This is a genomic window from Planococcus sp. MSAK28401 (genome assembly GCF_018283455.1).
Taxonomy (GTDB): Bacteria; Bacillota; Bacilli; order Bacillales_A; family Planococcaceae; genus Planococcus; species Planococcus alpniumensis.
Genome location: NZ_JAAMTH010000001.1, coordinates 2356634 through 2373865 on the forward strand (window position 1 = coordinate 2356634; position 17232 = coordinate 2373865).

The 17232-nt window shown below is 48.3% G+C and carries 17 protein-coding genes; 7 read left to right on the top strand and 10 right to left on the bottom strand.

Translation table 11 applies throughout. The features are described from left to right. Positions 1-14: 14 nt before the first annotated feature. On the top strand, positions 15-1382 hold the full coding sequence (locus tag G3255_RS12020) for an aspartate kinase (RefSeq protein WP_211654671.1): 1368 nt from the start codon (positions 15-17) through the stop codon (positions 1380-1382). Positions 1383-1450: 68 nt separating this feature from the next. Here the strand turns inward: G3255_RS12020 and G3255_RS12025 are convergent, their stop codons facing one another. From G3255_RS12025 to G3255_RS12035, 3 genes are all read right to left on the bottom strand, one after another. Continuing rightward, positions 1451-1948, bottom strand: a complete 498-nt coding sequence (locus tag G3255_RS12025) for a cupin domain-containing protein (protein ID WP_211654672.1) — start codon at positions 1946-1948, stop codon at positions 1451-1453. Between the two features lie 44 nt (positions 1949-1992). Further along, positions 1993-3618 (bottom strand): M20/M25/M40 family metallo-hydrolase, encoded by a 1626-nt coding sequence (locus tag G3255_RS12030; protein ID WP_211654673.1) that lies wholly within the window; start codon positions 3616-3618, stop codon positions 1993-1995. Between the two features lie 187 nt (positions 3619-3805). Further along, positions 3806-4972 (bottom strand): aminotransferase class I/II-fold pyridoxal phosphate-dependent enzyme, encoded by a 1167-nt coding sequence (locus G3255_RS12035; protein ID WP_211654674.1) that lies wholly within the window; start codon positions 4970-4972, stop codon positions 3806-3808. A 425-nt stretch (positions 4973-5397) separates the two neighbouring features. Between G3255_RS12035 and G3255_RS12040 the strand changes: the two genes are divergently transcribed. Beyond that, positions 5398-6396, top strand: coding sequence for a TRM11 family SAM-dependent methyltransferase (locus tag G3255_RS12040; RefSeq protein ID WP_249222117.1), 999 nt, complete (start codon positions 5398-5400; stop codon positions 6394-6396). 84 nt (positions 6397-6480) lie between these two features. On the opposite strand, the gene G3255_RS12045 is transcribed toward G3255_RS12040, so the two are convergent. Then, entirely contained in the window at positions 6481-7326 is an 846-nt protein-coding gene (locus G3255_RS12045) for a lytic transglycosylase (RefSeq protein ID WP_211654675.1), read from the bottom strand. Between the two features lie 469 nt (positions 7327-7795). On the opposite strand from G3255_RS12045, the gene G3255_RS12050 reads away from it, so the two are divergent. Further along, positions 7796-8362 (top strand): hypothetical protein, encoded by a 567-nt coding sequence (locus tag G3255_RS12050; RefSeq protein WP_211654676.1) that lies wholly within the window; start codon positions 7796-7798, stop codon positions 8360-8362. Between the two features lie 56 nt (positions 8363-8418). On the opposite strand, the gene G3255_RS12055 is transcribed toward G3255_RS12050, so the two are convergent. Next, positions 8419-8718 carry a hypothetical protein gene (locus G3255_RS12055; RefSeq protein WP_211654677.1) on the bottom strand — a complete coding sequence of 100 codons (300 nt, stop codon included), beginning with the start codon at positions 8716-8718 and terminating at the stop codon, positions 8419-8421. 90 nt (positions 8719-8808) lie between these two features. Beyond that, on the bottom strand, positions 8809-9459 hold the full coding sequence (locus G3255_RS12060) for a LytTR family DNA-binding domain-containing protein (RefSeq protein ID WP_211654678.1): 651 nt from the start codon (positions 9457-9459) through the stop codon (positions 8809-8811). Positions 9460-9640: 181 nt separating this feature from the next. On the opposite strand from G3255_RS12060, the gene aceA reads away from it, so the two are divergent. The 3 genes from aceA to G3255_RS12075 are packed head-to-tail and all read left to right on the top strand — an operon-like array spanning position 9641 to position 12678. Then, on the top strand, positions 9641-10933 hold the full coding sequence (gene aceA / locus G3255_RS12065) for an isocitrate lyase (RefSeq protein WP_211654679.1): 1293 nt from the start codon (positions 9641-9643) through the stop codon (positions 10931-10933). After that, positions 10930-12531: a malate synthase A gene (aceB, locus tag G3255_RS12070; RefSeq protein ID WP_442757080.1), complete on the top strand. Its 1602-nt coding sequence runs from the start codon at positions 10930-10932 to the stop codon at positions 12529-12531. The genes aceA and aceB overlap by 4 nt, the downstream gene beginning before the upstream one ends. 18 nt (positions 12532-12549) lie before the next feature. Next, on the top strand, positions 12550-12678 hold the full coding sequence (locus tag G3255_RS12075; RefSeq protein WP_211654681.1) for a YhfH family protein: 129 nt from the start codon (positions 12550-12552) through the stop codon (positions 12676-12678). A gap of 62 nt (positions 12679-12740) precedes the next feature. On the opposite strand, the gene G3255_RS12080 is transcribed toward G3255_RS12075, so the two are convergent. Further along, on the bottom strand, positions 12741-13034 hold the full coding sequence (locus G3255_RS12080; protein WP_211654682.1) for a hypothetical protein: 294 nt from the start codon (positions 13032-13034) through the stop codon (positions 12741-12743). A gap of 127 nt (positions 13035-13161) precedes the next feature. Between G3255_RS12080 and G3255_RS12085 the strand changes: the two genes are divergently transcribed. Next, complete coding sequence (locus G3255_RS12085) at positions 13162-13821, top strand: HAD family hydrolase (RefSeq protein WP_211654683.1); 660 nt, start codon at positions 13162-13164, stop codon at positions 13819-13821. Between the two features lie 29 nt (positions 13822-13850). On the opposite strand, the gene G3255_RS12090 is transcribed toward G3255_RS12085, so the two are convergent. From G3255_RS12090 to G3255_RS12100, 3 genes are read right to left on the bottom strand one after another with little or no spacing between them, the layout of a single operon-like run. Then, positions 13851-14954: an ABC transporter permease gene (locus G3255_RS12090; RefSeq protein ID WP_211654684.1), complete on the bottom strand. Its 1104-nt coding sequence runs from the start codon at positions 14952-14954 to the stop codon at positions 13851-13853. After that, positions 14951-16210 carry an ABC transporter permease gene (locus G3255_RS12095; protein ID WP_211654685.1) on the bottom strand — a complete coding sequence of 420 codons (1260 nt, stop codon included), beginning with the start codon at positions 16208-16210 and terminating at the stop codon, positions 14951-14953. The genes G3255_RS12090 and G3255_RS12095 overlap by 4 nt, the downstream gene beginning before the upstream one ends. A gap of 13 nt (positions 16211-16223) precedes the next feature. Further along, positions 16224-17156 (bottom strand): ABC transporter ATP-binding protein, encoded by a 933-nt coding sequence (locus G3255_RS12100; RefSeq protein ID WP_211654686.1) that lies wholly within the window; start codon positions 17154-17156, stop codon positions 16224-16226. Positions 17157-17232: the final 76 nt, after the last annotated feature.

Below are 17232 nucleotides of genomic sequence, written 5' to 3' on the forward strand. Positions count from 1 at the left end.
TGGGACTTGATAGGATGAAAGTATGCAAATTCGGTGGAACTTCAGTCGCTAGCGCACAGCAAATCAAAAAAGTCGCAAGCATCATCAAAGCGGACCCAGCACGCCGGATTGTGGTCGTCTCAGCTCCAGGCAAACGCCATAGTGGAGATATAAAAGTGACCGACCTGCTCATCCGTCTCGCGTCCGCCGCATTATTGGGCGAATCCATCCAACAGCCCTTGCAGGCAGTCATTGAGCGTTACACGGAAATTGCCGATGAACTCGGGCTCGACCGGGATATCATCGACATCATCCGTGCCGATCTCACAGGCCGCCTCCGTGCAGACAGCGGCCAGCATGATTTGTATATCGACTCGATCAAAGCGGCAGGAGAAGACAATTCAGCGAAATTGATCGCTGCCTACTTCACATCCATCGGAATGCAGGCGGAGTACGTCAATCCGCACACAGCTGGTTTGTTCGTCAATGATCCGCCGGAACGCGCCCAAGCCTTGCCGGAATCCTATGGCCAGCTTGCCTCTTTAGCGCAAAAGCCATCCATCACCGTCTTTCCTGGATTTTTTGCTTACACAAAATCCGGAATACTTCGGACGTTCGATCGGGGCGGCTCCGATATTACAGGGTCGATCCTGGCAGCTGCCGTCAAGGCGGAGCTGTATGAGAATTTCACAGACGTCGACTGTGTCTTTGCCGCCAATCCACAAGTTGTCGATAATCCGGTAGAAATCGAGCAGATGACTTACCGCGAGATGCGCGAGTTGTCTTACGCCGGATTCGCCGTCCTTCATGATGAAGCCTTGATGCCTGCCTACCGGGCGTCGGTGCCGCTGTGCATCCGCAACACCAATAATCCGTCCGCTCCAGGCACGATGATTGTCGCAGAACGCGCTAGCTCCCCGCGCCCCGTCACCGGGATCTCCGCAGATAGCGGCTTCTCCACCTTATATGTCGGCAAGTATTTAATGAACCGCGAAGTCGGATTCGGCCGAAAGCTGCTGCAAATCCTGGAAGAAGAGGAAATCTCCTACGAACATATCCCATCTGGCATCGATAATCTATCAGTCATCCTCAGAAGCCATCAGCTCGATGATGAAAAAGAACGACGCATCATTGGACGGGTCAAGGACGAACTTCAGGCGGACGATGTCCATATCCGCAATGATTTCTCGATGATTGTCTTGGTCGGCGAAGGAATGAACAATAATAAAGGCCTGACTGCCCGTGCTGCCGCTGCGTTTGCGCGCACCGACGTGAATATTGAAATGATCAACCAGGGATCTTCCGAAGTCAGCTTGGTGTTCGGCATCTTAAAAGAAGATGAAGCAAAAATCCTCAATGAACTGTACAAAGAATTTTTCGCCCCGGCGCTTGTCGGCCAGTAAAATTCCCTAAACAAAAAAGACGAAGCGCGAGGTCATCACCTTGCGCTTCGTCTTTTTGTTATGCAGCCTCAAGCATTCCACTCTAAAAGCAATGGTCCTTCGTCACCGTAAACAGGATCGGTCTTCGGAATCGGCGTATTCTGGATATCTTCCAATACATATGGACGCTCATCTGGCTCACCGGTTTTCAGATTATATTCCACACCTCCGGGATAGGCGCCAACGATGCGGAAATCATCGCTTGCTGATAGGCGTTTATGGCCTGTTCCCGCGGGTAAAACGCAGACATCCCCAGCTTGCACTTCCACTTCTTCCCCGCTTTCACCGCCCAATTGGAGCCGCGCCGATCCGCTCACCACTCCAAGTGCTTCGTGCGTGTTGCTATGGTAATGATGAAAATCGAATACGCCGCCTTGCCACGTATTGCCCCAGCCATGCTGCTGAAAAGCCTGTTCGATTCGTTCTGTCTTGCCGCTGAATGCAGCGGGATAAAAAACTACTGGAAGCTCCGGGTTATTCGGGATGGCGCCATCGTCTTCAAAATGAAAAAACTGTGCATCTTTCATTGAAATCAGCTCCTTTTGCCCTTCTTTACCCGGCATGCGCCCAGTTATGCTTGTTTATTCGACAATACCGGCGTGAACTGCGACAGCAGCAAATCTTCCAGCAGGACAGGAAGCTCCTCGAATGCACTCTTGCGATTCAAACGTTCCGTACGCTGATGCGCGTCACGCCCGAATGGACCGACATTCAATACCGGCGCCTTGAGCTTGTTCATCGAATCGAACGGAATGCTATAACTTCTGCCGTAAACAGGCGTGTTCTGTTCATACGTCTGCCAGCCTTCGTTTTGGTCTTGGAAATTGACATAGCTTAAATCGGAAATGCCGTTGAAATAATGGCCTTGCTTCACTTCCAGGCCAAACCGCTCTAGCGCCGTTTCCTGCACTTGATGAATGCATTTCTGGACAAGCTCTGAATCACTCGAATTGACTGGCGGATAATATGGCGGCGCAAACAGCAAGATGACCGCAGGCGTCAGTTCATGGCATTGAATCAATAATTGATCAGTAATGGCGTGGGATTGTTCGCGCACATCGTGATCCACATCTTCTGTGACATTGGACATAATCTGCTCAACCGCTTTTTCCCCCAGTTTCTCAAGTGCATATTCTTTCAGCTCTTCGAAGCGGAAAACTTTCACTTCGTTGACCGGCTCGATTCCTTCACGCGTACACATCTCGACGTAATCATGGCTCATTTTAGCCAGTGCTTCACGAGCCGTTTCTTCAAACATTTGCATCGTTTCTTCCGCATTGCGTTCGAGCAGGAAAACATTGTACATGGACACCGCGCGATACGGGGTCTGCGCAGAGTATTCCATTTTAACGTCACGCTGCAAGACTGTGACCGGAAGGGGCGAAGTTTCGCCGTAAAGCGTTTCACGGAATTTCGGGTTCCAGCTCATTTCCTGAGTCAAATAGGAAGCCATATAATTCGAAGTCAGCCCGCTGAGCGGTTCGCCGACATGCGTTTCTTTTCCGTAAAACAAGGCGCTCGGCATGATTTTCCCGATACTTCCGCTGTATACTTTAAAATCGCTTTCTTTTGGATCCTGGGCGAATACCGGTTCTCCGTTTAAAAACAAGGAATAGTCGAGCTGATGCGTTTCCGCTAATTCCAAAAGAAACGGGACGGCATGGCGCATGCCGTTGGAATTGACTTCCTCATCCGGCACCGTCAACAACACCAGATTGACCGGCCATTGTTCTGTCGATGCCTTTTCGAGCAGCGCCATATGCAAAGCGAGTCCTGCTTTCATATCCATCGTGCCGCGGCCGAACAAATAATTGCCCGACTCCAAATCAGCCAGTGCTTCTTCACTGAGCATTTCCTTATAATCATGGAGCGCACGTGTCAACAGGCGTGGGTTTGAAGCCAATGGGCGTAAAACTCCATAATCCTCAGTGGACACCGTATCGAAATGGCTGATCAGAACAACCGTATCCACAGCGTCTTCATGTTTATAAAGCGCCGTCAAAAACGTTCGTCCCCAGTTGACTTCGCCGAGCTCCAATTGGTCCGGGTGCTGTTTGAAATAATCCAATTCGCCCAACAAACCTTTCAATTTAACCGGGAATTCCGCTTCCCCTTGAGTCAGGTAAATACTTTCCCAGCTGACCAACTCGCACAGCAAATCCTCCATTTTCTCCGGTGTGTCCCAGAAACGCTCCATTATAAATCCACCCTTTCAGTTTCCATATACTTGAAGTGCAATAAAAAATTCAGTTCATTTATCCCATTATATGGCTATTAAATTCCTCATTAAAATACAAAAAGGCAAACAATTTCGAGTTGAATTCACTGGCTAAGTTTTCAATCAGCCCAGCCGGTTTTACACCGCAAACCGGCTGGCATTGCTGCTATACCTGTTTTTTTAGTGTTGAAATAAAGTTTTCCAGACGGTCCATCCCTTGCTTTAATACCGGCATGCTGTAAGCATAAGAAATTCGCAAGAAGCCTTCTCCGTATTCAGTGAATGCCGATCCAGGTACCGCTGCCACACCGCCTTCTTTCAATAAACGGATGGCAAAGTCATAAGACGTTAAACCAAATTTTTTGATGGACGGAAAAATATAGAATGCGCCTGTCGGCATGACCACCTCAATACCCATCTCCGTCAGCCGCTTGTAAACAAAATCACGCCGTTCAACATAGGCTTTGTTCATTTCAGCCGGCACTTGGCGCTGGTGCACAAGCGCTTCAATCGCAGCATGCTGTGAAGGAGTCGAGGCACAGATTGCGTTGTATTGATGGACTTTCAAGACATGCTGCATCACTTCCACAGGCCCTAAAATAAAACCGATACGCCACCCGGTCATCGAATGGGATTTTGATAAACCGTGCACGAGTATGGTTTTCTCTCGCAAGCTCTCAAAGCAGGCGAATGTGCAGTGAGCACCACCGAATGTGTTTTCACTATAGATTTCATCCGTCAAGATAAACAGGTCGTGGCGTTCGAAAACTGTTTTTAAAGCGTCCAACTCGTCCATCGTCATGGTGACGCCTGTGGGATTGGACGGAAAATTCATCAAGACCGCTTTGGTGCGCTCAGTAATTAGTTCTTCGAGCGCTTGTGGATCTGGTTTAAAGCCAGTTCCAGATGTATCCAAGTAGACGACTGTGGCGCCGCATAGTTGCACGAGCGGCTCGTAGCCGGGGTAAGTCGGCGCCGGCAAGATCACTTCATCGCCTTCTTCCAAAATGGTTCGGAATACGGAATCAAGCCCTTCGCTTGCGCCGTTGGTGACGATTATTTCATCTTCTGCACGGTACGACAAGCCGTAGCTGTCTTTGAAAAATGATTGAACAGCCTGGCGCAGTTCCATCGCGCCTGCATTATGTGTATAGCTTGTCTGATCATTGCGGATGGCCTCGACCCCTGCTTGTTTAACTGCTTCAGGAGTGGGGAAATCCGGCTGGCCGATCGTCAAATTGACCGCCTCGGGATAAGCCGGTATTTGATTGGCGAATTGTCGGATCCCAGAAATCTGAATCGACTCGACTCGTTTATTTAATCTCATACTCATAAAGAATCAACCTTTCTTCAACTAGCAATTACTTTTTTAAAAAAAATTATACTATAGTGAGCTGGATATGCTAATTAGCTTTTGTAACTAGATGGAAGGCAGTCCCATTTTTGTTTGAACATGAGCACACTATCTCAAAACATTTTGTTAACTTGACCACTACGTGCAATAATACATGAATTGAGAGTTAAATGACGAGTGGATTGTACTAAACCTCAAGAAACCTTATTGCTGTTTACAAGGATGGATTGAATGCTTTATGACGTGTTGGTATTTTGGTGCAGGATTGTCCCATCCTATGTTTGACGAATGGATTGTACCACCTGGCCGGCTTTTGGATGTCGCAGATGACTCATTGTGCCGCTCGTATTGGTATACTGGTCATATGTAGTTTAGAGAGATAGCTTCAAGAAGGACGGGATGAATTGAAACCATTATCGCCAACAGGTGGATTTATATATACCTATGCTTACCATCAAGATGAAAAGGATTTATGCCAATTGGAAATGCGCGCATTTTTTGGAACGGACACTGGCGGAAAAGTCATTAAAAGCAGTCGCGCCATCGCTCCCGGGCGAAGCCCATTCATCAAGGAACGGATTGAGCTCTTGTTTGAAGCAACAGAATTTGCTGATATTGTAAAACTGGCTGGAGAATTGGATATGGAGGATTCCACATTCAAAGTGATCTTCCCAAAAATCAACGGCTTGAACGCGGCTGAACAAGTGGATTTTGACAAAAAGCGTGACATGGAGCGTCAAATCGGCTTTGTCATTAAAGGAAAAGCCGATGTCCACAATCCGGATATCATATTCGGGCTAATTCCATTTGACGGCCGCTGGCATTTCGGGATCTATCAATTGAGTGAATCGGTGTGGTTTAAACACCAGCAAAAACCGCGTGAATATTCCACTGCACTCAGTACGAAAACCGCTCGTGCCATTGCCAATATTGCCGTGCCGGAGCCAACAGGCATCAAAGCAATCGATCCTTGCTGCGGAATCGGGACGGTGCTAGTCGAAGCCTTATCGATGGGGATCGACATCGTTGGCCGGGATATCAACCCGCTCGTCGTCGATGGCTCGCGGGAAAACATAGCGCACTTCGGTTTGTCTGGATCGGTCGATTTGGGCGCAATTGCCGACATTACAGAGCAATACGATGTCGCCATCATTGACATGCCTTATAACCTCTACACGCACGCGACACCCGATGAACAACAGGAAATCCTGAAACATGCCTTGCCGGTTACTGAAAAACTGCTCGTCGTCACGATCGACCCGATCGACCATATGATAGAGAACGCAGGGTTCATAATAACCGACCGCTGCATTGCAAAAAAATCACTGTTTCTACGTGAAATCCTCGTATGCGAGAAAACGGAGATGCCGCATTTTTCTGCCCAGGAACTTCAGCAATCGTAAAATGAAAGACATCCCATAAAAAATCACCCGGACCAACCAGGTCCGGGTGATTTTTCTTTAGCTTTCTAAACATTAGCTGCCATTTCATTCCAGCTCTTGAACCGCATAGGAAACCATTTCATAACGCTCGCCTACCCGAACGACCGTAAACGTCAGCCTAAGATCATTACGATCCGCCAAATACTGGATGGGTTCGTTTCCTTGATAAAGGTTAATCGCATAATAATCATTGCCGACTTTTACTTCAATCACTCGGCCATCCGCTAACCCGAAAGGTTCTTCTGTAGTAAGTTCAAGAACTTTCCCAGTGATTTTAAGCGGCTGGAGCACCTGCAATTCACCACTTGGCAAAGTGACCGTGTTGCCGAATTTATTGCGAAGCGTGTATTTCGTATCACCTGACTTCACATAATACGTTGCGGAAGTCCGGTGAATCACCCCGACATCCGGGTACAGCGTCAAGACTTGGCCGACCATGATCAGGTCGGATGACAAGTTGTTCAACCGCTTGATGCTGTCAATCGAAACACCGGTCCGTTTGGAAATGGAGTACAACGTATCCCCTTTGACCACTTGATAATTTCTCGCATTCAAATCTTCCTGGTTTCCAGACCATGGTTGAGTTTTATGCGGGATGGCAATTTTTTGCCCAACGATAATTTTGGTGCTTGTCGTGAAGTTCGCCGCCATCAGTTGTTCAACCACCAAGCCATACTTTTTCGCGATGCTGTAGAACGTGTCCCCTTTTTGGACTGTGTAATAGCTGGCCACTTCCGTTGCTGCACTAGGTGACATGACAGGGCCTGCCGCTGCTGCGGACGAGACTAGAGCAAATGACAAGAGAACTTTGGATAGCCGTTTTTTCCCTTTCGGCGTTTGAGGCTCTTTCTGTTTGGCTGGAGGGACAGGTGTCAAATGAAGTTCAGTCATTTTACCTCCCTACTTTCCTGTTTTATTTTTGTTTCTAACATTACTTAAGTACCCTTTTACCGAAAATAACAATCATTAATTTGTTATTATCGCATCATTTTTACAATTTATTTCACAGAAGCCTATTTTTGTACTTTGCTGAGTTCTGTCCATTGCCTAATCACTGGCTTGTTATACTAATTCTTAGCATATAAGTGTTGGATATTTTGACATTGCCTACATCAGTGGCTATCATAAAATAATAGAATTGATTCTTCTCCGTAACAGGATACGGTCATTGTTTAAATGTGAGCCGCGTCCTGTGCCCAAACATTGATTGTTCCGTAATATAATAATTCGGTAGAGTGAGCCAGACGATTGAGCTGGAGTAACGCCAAGAGAGTGCAAGCTTCTTTTTGGTGTTTTTATTTTGCACAATAATCCTATTTCTATACTTTTTGTTGTTAATAAAGACAGAAAGGAGAATTCGATGTTCGGTTTTTCTGATTTTATTTCACTTGTGATTTCCGCCTTTATTATACTGCCATTAACGATTCTCGTAAGGGAAACGGGATATCTGATTGCCAGCGGCCTTGTCGGAGTGAAGAACCCAAGGCTGACGATCGGCTCTGGCCCGCGCGTTTTTAAAATAGGGATATTCGATGTGCGCAAATACTATCAATTGTACAGTTGGTTTTCTTACGATTCATTGAAGAGAGACAATAAATTCGCTTATATTTTTTTATATGGGAGCCCTATCTTGATGACTCTCGTTCTGGCATTGTCACTCAATATGCTCCTTGCCAATGGCGTTCTTCAGTCATTCATGACTTTTTGGGATCGATTTGTTTTCTACGCTATTTTTTACCTATTGTTTGATGTGGTGCCAATGAAAATGCAAGGCGGCATGCCCAATAATGGCATGATTATCTACGAAATGCTCCGATATGGCAAACGGATGGATTACAACGAACATCCTTTCATTCCATCTACATCGGATGCCGAAAAGGAACAGGAAGAAGTGCTTGAGAAAATAAAGCAATATAAAGAACAATAGCGTAAAGTGCAAAAAGCCGTTGAATCTTTCTCAACGGCTTTTTTTATAGAAGAAACTTATACCCACCAACTCCACGAAACGGCGAGCGCGATAATGGAAACGAAAATCGAAGCAATAACTGCCATGGAACGTTCCCTCCGGATCAACATCGAAGTAATGCCAGAGAGCAGTGCAATCACAAAGGACGCAAGGGACATCAGCAACAGAAACGTCAAAAGCAAATTATCGGACATCTTCCCTCCGAGCGGTAAATTCTGGAATGCGCCGGCAAGGGCGATGACCAGTGCCAACAATAACGGAACGACTGTGAAGACAACAGAAATATTGCCGAGCTTGGATTTAGGCCAGATGGTCATATCCGCCTCCACCTTTCCTCTCATTTTACGTTCTGCATAAAGTATTCCACTTGCCTGCCCCATTTCCTGCCGAACCGATTGTAAAGATTATTAAAATCCGAGGCGGCTGCGTACATCGGCTGTGTAGTTTTGGCTGACGGGAATCGTTGAGCCATCGCGCAAAGTCAAAACATAATTCGAGGCGACGTCTTTTGCGATTTCTTCTATATAATGCACGTTAACGATAAATGAACGATGGACGGTCAAGAAATAATCAGGCAATTGTTCTTTCAGGTTCTTCAATGTATGGCTTGAACAATACGGATCTTCCTCTGCATAGAACCAGGTTTTCTTTTGGCTGCTTTCAATATGGGATACTTTCTCGACCGGAATCGGGCGCCAACTGTCATCTTGCTTGCCTGTCAAAAAGGCGAGCGGCTTTTTTCTCCCTACCACGTAATCGGGCGGCAAAGTGATGACAAGCACAGCATCCCGATGATCGATGGTAATCGGATAGCCGATGCCGTAATAAGCAGATCCGAGAACAGCTTCTTCGACATACATTTCGACTTTGCTGCCTTCTTTAGCGACACGTGCCGCGATGGTGCCGGATGATACTGGCTGCCCTTCTTTAATGGAGAGATCGTGGACGCCGGCTTTATAGTAGATATAGTGATCGTCAGCCGCAACCGCGATCGATGCCTCTTTCGGAATCCAGTCTCCGATAATGAATCCTACCTGCTCCAATACAGTGTTTGCCATAGCCATTTCCCCTTTCAAGTCCATTCGTCCGAATATTCCGTCTCTTATCCGCCCATATCGGCTTTTGTCATTTTTTCGAGACAAGCTGAATATTCTGTTATATATTAATATACATCAAAACAAACTGTATTAATACAGTTGATATTAAAAAATATTTTCACTCCGGAAAGGGATGGTTGGAATGGTAAACAAACAACAGCAAATCGAGGAATTGAACAAAGCGTGGCAGGAAGATAAACGCTGGGAGAACATCGAGCGTCCATATACAGCGGAAGATGTCATTAAGCTTCGCGGATCGGTCATGATCGAGCATACACTCGCGAAACGCGGCGCAGATCGCCTCTACCGCCAGATCAATGAAATGCCTTTCGTCAACGCGCTCGGCGCACTTACCGGTAACCAGGCAGTGCAGCAAGTGAAAGCCGGGCTTCAGGCAATTTACTTGAGCGGCTGGCAAGTAGCAGCGGACGCCAACTCCGCAGGCCAGATGTACCCGGACCAAAGCTTGTACCCGGTTAACTCGGTTCCGGATGTTGTCCGCAAAATCAACCGTGCCCTTCAACGTGCAGACCAAATCGACAGCGTTGAAAACACAGAAGGCTTCGACTGGTTTGCACCGATCGTCGCAGATGCTGAAGCAGGATTCGGCGGCCCGCTCAACGTCTACGAATTGATGAAGTCGATGATCGAAGCTGGCGCAGCTGGCGTTCACTTCGAAGATCAACTCGCTTCCGAGAAAAAATGTGGACATCTTGGCGGTAAAGTATTGCTGCCGACTCAAAACGCAGTGAAAAACCTGGTCTCTGCAAGACTTGCAGCTGACGTCATGGGTGTTCCGACACTTATCATCGCCCGCACGGATGCAGATGCAGCGGATTTGATCACAAGCGATATCGATGAGCGCGACCACCAGTTCATCACCGGCGAACGCACACCGGAAGGCTTCTACCGCACAAACCCAGGCATCGACCAAGCGATTGCCCGCGGGCTTGCGTACGCACCATACGCTGACTTGATCTGGTGCGAAACGTCCCACCCGAACTTGGAAGAAGCACAACAATTCGCCGATGCCATTCATGCACAGTTCCCAGGCAAGATGCTCGCATACAATTGCTCACCTTCATTTAACTGGGCTGCGAAGCTTGACGAGGAAACCATCGCGAAATACCAAGTTGAACTTGGCAAGATGGGCTATAAATTCCAATTCGTTACACTTGCAGGATTCCATGCACTCAACCACAGCATGTTCGAACTGGCTCACGACTACAAAGACAACGGCATGGCTGCTTACTCGAAATTGCAGCAAGCTGAATTCGCTTCAGAATCAAAAGGCTACACAGCAACGCGTCACCAGCGCGAAGTGGGAACAAGCTACTTCGATGAAATCTCACAAATCGTCTCGGGCGGCACAAGCTCAACGACGGCGATGAAAGGCTCGACTGAAACCGAGCAATTCCAGACAGTGAAAGGGTGATCCGTGTGCTGACGAAATCGAATGTACAGATTACAGGTGAAGCAGTTCCAGGCATGGAGGAGATCCTGACTCCCGAAGCGTTGGAGTTCATTGAAAAGCTGCACACTCGTTTCGACAAGCGTCGGATCGAATTGCTTGAGAAACGCCAGGTGCGCCAACAAGAACTCGATAGCGGCAAAAAGCTTGATTTCCTCCCTGAAACGAAAGAAATCCGTGAAGGGGGCTGGAAGATTGCTCCCCTTCCAGAAGATATGAAAGACCGCCGAGTGGAAATCACCGGCCCGACCAACCGCAAAATGCTCATCAACGCGCTGAACTCTGGCGCGAAGATGTTCATGGCGGACCTTGAAGACGCAACAGCGCCAAGCTGGTACAACGTCATCGACGGACAAGTCAATTTGCATGATGCAGTTCGCCGGCAAATCGATTTTGAAATTCCTGAAACCGGCAAGAAATACACGCTTAATGAAAAAACAGCAGTGTTGATGGTACGTCCGCGCGGCTGGCATCTTCCCGAGAAAAATCTACTCATTGATGGAAAGCCGACTTCCGGCAGCCTGGTCGATTTCGGGCTCTACTTTTTCCACAATGCCAAAGAGCTGATAGACCGCGGCACTGGCCCTTACTTCTATTTACCGAAACTTGAAAGCCATTTGGAAGCACGCCTTTGGAACGATGTGTTCATCTTTGCACAAGATGAGCTCGGCATTCCGCAAGGCACAATCCGGGCGACGGTGTTGATCGAGACGATCATGGCAGCATTCGAAATGGACGAAATCCTTTACGAACTGCGCGACCATTCCGCCGGCCTCAACTGCGGCCGCTGGGATTATATCTTTTCTGTCATCAAGCGGATGCGCAACAATCCGGATTATATCTTTCCGGACCGCGCCCAGGTAACGATGACCGTGCCATTCATGAAAGCCTATACCTCACTATGCATCAAAATTTGCCATCGAAGAGGGGCTCCAGCGATGGGCGGCATGGCGGCACAAATCCCGGTCAAGGGCGATGAAGAAGCAAACACGGCCGCTTTCAACAAAGTTGCTGAAGACAAGCGCCGTGAAGTGACGGACGGCCATGATGGCACGTGGGTTGCCCACCCAGGCATGGTCCAGACGGCGATGGAGCAATTTGACAACTACATGCCGACACCGAACCAGATCGACAAACAGCGCGACGATGTCCACGTGGCCACAGAACAGCTGGTCGAAGTTCCTGAAGGATCGATCACTGAAGATGGCCTGCGTTCCAATATCTCAGTCGGCATCCAATATATCGCCTCTTGGCTTTCCGGAAACGGCGCTGCACCGATCAATAATTTGATGGAAGATGCAGCAACAGCGGAAATTTCCCGTTCCCAAGTGTGGCAATGGATCCGCCATCCGAAAGGCGTCTTAGAAGATGGACGTAAAGTCGACGTCAGCTTGTTCCACGAAGTCATCGAAGAAGAAGATGCTTTGATCAAACAAGCGGTCGGCGAACAGCGCTACAATGCCGGACACTACGCGGAAGCCCGCGAGTTGTTTATAAGTCTCACCTTGCAAAGTGATTTTGCTGAATTCTTGACGCTGCCAGGGTACGAAAAACTAAACTAAAAACTGGAGGAGATCACTATGAAAAACATGCAAACTTATGAGACGCGTACACACAAAGAATGCCGGGAATGCGGTTGTGAAATCAAGGAACGCCGCGAATCGATCATCTACGAATGCGAACGCTGCATCGCTAATAAAGACGAATAGATAATAAAGACGAATAGATAATAAAAAGGGAGATCCGAAATCGGATCTCCCTTTTCTATCGATTATTCCTGGTTCGATGCTTCAATGCGATAGCTTTCATCGGCTTCGATGGCGTTAAAGATATTGATATAGCGCATGCCTTGCTGCGCAGGTTCTTCCGGTGCTTCGTTTTCATCGAGAACTTCCTTAAGCGGCTGCTTTACCGGTTCTTCAACAGTCGCATCGTAATCTTCCATCAAACTTTGGAGTTCTCCGTATGAATCGATGTCTCTCGATTTTTTCACTTGTTCAAACAGGCGGTCCGATTCGTCTTGCGTCAATTCCACGTAACCGACCGTAATTCGTTGTTTTGCCATGTCTACCCCTCCAGCTTCATTGTTTCTTTTCCATACCCTTGTGAAGAAAACGGCTAAACATGCTTGGTGAAAACTGGAGATTTCCGCTATGATGGAAACAGCAGGAAAATGAGAGTGGAGGGATTCTATGCGCGTCGCCATATTCGATTTTGATGGCACTTTGTATGCAAAAGAAACATTTCAATTGATGATGAACCATCTAAAGAACCACCCGATCCATAGCCGCAGATACCGCAAGTTTTACCGTGCCATCATGCCTCCCTATATCGGCCATAAACTGAAGATTTATCCGGAAGCGAAAATGCGTGCACGTTCCGTCCAGGCTTATCTCGCAGCACTCGAAACCTTTTCAAAACAAGAGCTCGAAGAATACTTCGGTGAAATCGCAGATCTCATGCAGAATGATTTCAACCAGGAAGTCGTCGAACGCCTAAAGCAACACGTCTCCAACGAAGACTATTGCATGCTCGTATCCGGCGCATTCACGCCACTTTTGCATGCTGTAACGAAAGAACTGCCGATCGAGAAAATCATCGGCACGGAAGTCCCCTACGAAGCGGATATTCTCGCCCATCGGACACCTGTCATCCATATCCAAGGGCCACTCAAAACCGAAAAGATCCTAGAAGCACTCGGAAATGAGACAATCGATTGGAAAAACAGCTATGCTTACGGCGACAGCCTGTCAGACGTGCCTGTCCTTGAGCTTGTCGGCAATCCGGTCGCTGTTCGCCCCGAAGCCCGCCTCCGTACACTCGCCTCTGAACGCAACTGGGAAATTATCTAAAAAAAAGAACCGCAACTGCGGTTCTTTTTTTATGAAGCACTTCGCCATTCCATCAAACGAATGGCAATCGCCATGCAGATGCTGCCGAAACCAAGCAGCAGCAATAGCGGCATCGCGACTGCCTGCAGGCCGTTTCCGTAGACGGCGACACTCGTTAACGCCTGCAATCCGTATGTGATGGGCAATGCTTTCGATACCGCGAGCAGGATTTCATTGGTCACCAGCTCAATCGGCCAGAACGCACCGCCCACCATCGCCATCCCCGTGGCGACAATCGGAATAACGGCCCCGAGTTGCTGCGGTTTGGTGATGAGCGAGATGATCAACAACCCAAGTGCGACGATGGAAAATGTATAGCACGCCGCAATGGCGATCAATAACCAGAATCGGTCTCCCAGCTCAAAACCGAACGCAAAGCGGAACAGCAGGAAAATAAGGGTGATCTGGGAAAAACCGATCAAAAAACTATAGCCCAGATGGCCAAGGTACATCTGCCATTTGCGGACTGGCGAAATGATCATCCGGCTCCATGTCCCCGTCCTTTTTTCATCCACGATGCGTACCAGGCTGAACATGATTGTATAGATGACAAAGAATAAAGTCATGCCGAACAATAGCTGGAGTTGCCCGTTGTATTGAAAACTGTCTTCCTCACCTTGCAGTGATTCGACCGTTAGCGCCAGCGCCGGCTCGGACAAAGAAGATTCCATCTCTCCCCTGATTCCTGGCGTTGTTTGCTCCGCATTTTCGAGACGCAATTCTTCTGAATAGATGCGTCGCAGAAATGAATCCAGGGCAAACCGTGCCGGATCTCCCCTGCCGACAAGCAAACGGTAATCGGCTTCAAGTAAATTGACGGCTTGCGAGACGTCTCCTTCCGCTACATACGAACGGGCTTCGGATTCGGGCATTAATTCAAACTGGAATTCATCTTCGCCGTTCAAGCGCTCGAGCCAAGTTTGCGCTTGCAGCTCATTCATCGATTCATCTGCATAGACAGGTATCATTTGCGGCCCGCTTTGCCCGCCTGCCGCTGTGACGGAGACGAAAATGACGGTCAGCCCAAACATCGCCAAAACGAGCAGGGGTTTTCGGTAAAAACGGCGCCATTGCAGTAAGAACACAGCTTTCATGCCGCTCCCCCCTTTCTCGGAAATATGGCGAGTGCCAATAGCAAAAATATTACTGCCACGGCTGCAATTCGAATGAGTGGACCTGTCAGTTGGTCGATCTCAGGTTCCAGCAGCCAGGAAAAATAGGCAGACAGCGCCGCTCCATTCGGAGTCCAATTGCCGATCGCCCGAAGCATTTCCGGCATGCCGTCAAGCGGCATAAAACTGCCGCCGACAAACGCCATTAGGGAAATGACGCCGCCGGAGAAAATCGCCGGCACGGCATCGCTTTCAAGTCTCAAGGTTATAGCGACCATCAAAGCAGCAAGACCGCCGACCGCTAATGCCAGTACGATGGAAATGATGGCGATCCCCGACCAAAAAGCCCAGGAATCGGCTGCAAAAGTCTGGAACAATAGCGCCGATAAACCGAACAATAAAGTAAGCTGCACGGTGACAATTGCCGCTGCAGCGATGGCCTTGCTGCTCAAATACAACAGCGGTGGGCGGTTCGACAAACGAATGCGATCGAAGACCATCTGCTTTTGCTCCAGATTCGCCTGTCTGGCAATGGTCGACCCGACAAACAGTACGAACATAACGGCCATGCCGATTGTATAATATTGGAACGAAGTGATCGGCTCACGTGCGGTGATCGTTTCGATGCCGCCGGATACTTCCACTGACGACTCCTGTCCCGACAGCCTGGAAATCGACGCTTCAAAATTTACGGTGCGCACAAATTCGTCGAGGATGGACTCGAGTACTTCCGTTTGCGGTGAAGATAAATCCGCTACCAGCAATTCCAGTTCGCCGCTTTTGCTTTCACCGAATAGCATATTTCTCAAAGAATTTTGCGTAAAACCTTGCGGCAAGGTAATGACGGCATCTACCGTTTCTTCATCCAGGCTTTCTTGCGCCTGCGCCTGGCCCATCCGTTCGACCGTTATCAACTCACTCAAATTCTCATCTTCCAGCAGCGAGATGAGCATCGTTTGCGGACTGGCCGATTCAGCCGCCTGTTTCAACGCTTGTGTTTCTCCAGGCGGCAGCCCCATTTCCTCGATGTCACTTTGAAGCGACGCCACTTCCTGTGCTTCATCCTCTTCTGAAACAAGTGCGATGTCCATTTCCAATGCTTCCAGGTCCCCTGAAAAAATGCCGCGCAATGAAAATCCAAGAATTGCAATAAGCAAAAAAGGCATCGCCAACAGTATTAATAATTCGGAGCGGTCACGGAGCAATAACATCATGTCTTTTATTAAAAAAGCGCCCATACTGCTCCCCTCCTCAGTCCCGTAATTTGCGCCCGGTCAGCCGCAGGAATACATCTTCAAGCGTCGGCGTCTGGACATTGACGTTGACCACTTGGGCTCCGTAGCGTTCTGCTTCATGAAACAAAGCCCCAAGCAACCTTGTTCCTTTCGGGATGATCAACTTCAAGCTATGCTCCTCGGCTGTCGCGTGCTGGACTCCTTCTATTTCACTGAGTTTTGTAAAGAGTTCCGGATAATGTTGGTCGAATTCGATCAGTACTGTTTCCTGATCTGACAAAATCGCTTTGAGCTCTTCTTTCGTCCCTTCCGCGATGACTTTTCCGTGGTCCATGATGTAAACACGGTCACAGAGCTTTTCTACTTCTTCCATATAATGGCTTGTATACAGAACCGTCATTCCTTCGTCCTGGTTGAGCTTGCGGATCGTCTCTAACAGGTGGTTGCGCGATTGCGGATCGATGCCGACGGTCGGTTCGTCCATGATGAGCACTTCCGGTTCGTGCATCATTGCTGCTGCCAGATTGACTCTGCGCTGCATGCCTCCCGAATAATTTTTAACCAGTTCTTTTTTCCGGTCTGCCAAACCGACGAGCTCGAGCACATAATCGATGCGCTGTTCGAGCTTTTTCCCCGACAATCCGTAAAGACGGCCGAAGAATTTCAAGTTCTCATAAGCGCTCAATTCTTCGTATAAGGCGATTTTTTGCGGCACGACGCCAAGCACACGGCGCATTTCACCAGGCTTTTTCAATACACTCTTGCCATTAAGCCTGACATCTCCCGAGCTCGGCTTCATCAACGTGGAAATCATGGCAATCGCTGTGGACTTGCCAGCCCCGTTCGGCCCCAATAGCCCAACCGATTCCCCTTGCCTAAGCACCAAACTCACGTCATCGACCGCAATGGTATCTTTAAACTTTTTTGTCAGCTGATCCGTCTCAAGCATAAGGCACCTCTTTTCCTAAAAAACTTGTTAATTACATCCTACTGCAATTCACATTAAATGCCATTATATTCTACAA

Bases quoted from the DNA above. Each gene is read 5' to 3' on its own strand.
- G3255_RS12020 (WP_211654671.1), top strand. From the start codon at position 15: ATGAAAGTATGCAAATTCGGTGGAACTTCAGTCGCTAGCGCACAGCAA.
- G3255_RS12025 (WP_211654672.1), bottom strand. From the start codon at position 1,948: ATGAAAGATGCACAGTTTTTTCATTTTGAAGACGATGGCGCCATCCCG.
- G3255_RS12030 (WP_211654673.1), bottom strand. From the start codon at position 3,618: ATGGAGCGTTTCTGGGACACACCGGAGAAAATGGAGGATTTGCTGTGC.
- G3255_RS12035 (WP_211654674.1), bottom strand. From the start codon at position 4,972: ATGAGTATGAGATTAAATAAACGAGTCGAGTCGATTCAGATTTCTGGG.
- G3255_RS12045 (WP_211654675.1), bottom strand. From the start codon at position 7,326: ATGACTGAACTTCATTTGACACCTGTCCCTCCAGCCAAACAGAAAGAG.
- G3255_RS12050 (WP_211654676.1), top strand. From the start codon at position 7,796: ATGTTCGGTTTTTCTGATTTTATTTCACTTGTGATTTCCGCCTTTATT.
- G3255_RS12055 (WP_211654677.1), bottom strand. From the start codon at position 8,718: ATGACCATCTGGCCTAAATCCAAGCTCGGCAATATTTCTGTTGTCTTC.
- G3255_RS12060 (WP_211654678.1), bottom strand. From the start codon at position 9,459: ATGGCAAACACTGTATTGGAGCAGGTAGGATTCATTATCGGAGACTGG.
- aceA (WP_211654679.1), top strand. From the start codon at position 9,641: ATGGTAAACAAACAACAGCAAATCGAGGAATTGAACAAAGCGTGGCAG.
- G3255_RS12075 (WP_211654681.1), top strand. From the start codon at position 12,550: ATGAAAAACATGCAAACTTATGAGACGCGTACACACAAAGAATGCCGG.
- G3255_RS12080 (WP_211654682.1), bottom strand. From the start codon at position 13,034: ATGGCAAAACAACGAATTACGGTCGGTTACGTGGAATTGACGCAAGAC.
- G3255_RS12085 (WP_211654683.1), top strand. From the start codon at position 13,162: ATGCGCGTCGCCATATTCGATTTTGATGGCACTTTGTATGCAAAAGAA.
- G3255_RS12090 (WP_211654684.1), bottom strand. From the start codon at position 14,954: ATGAAAGCTGTGTTCTTACTGCAATGGCGCCGTTTTTACCGAAAACCC.
- G3255_RS12095 (WP_211654685.1), bottom strand. From the start codon at position 16,210: ATGGGCGCTTTTTTAATAAAAGACATGATGTTATTGCTCCGTGACCGC.
- G3255_RS12100 (WP_211654686.1), bottom strand. From the start codon at position 17,156: ATGCTTGAGACGGATCAGCTGACAAAAAAGTTTAAAGATACCATTGCG.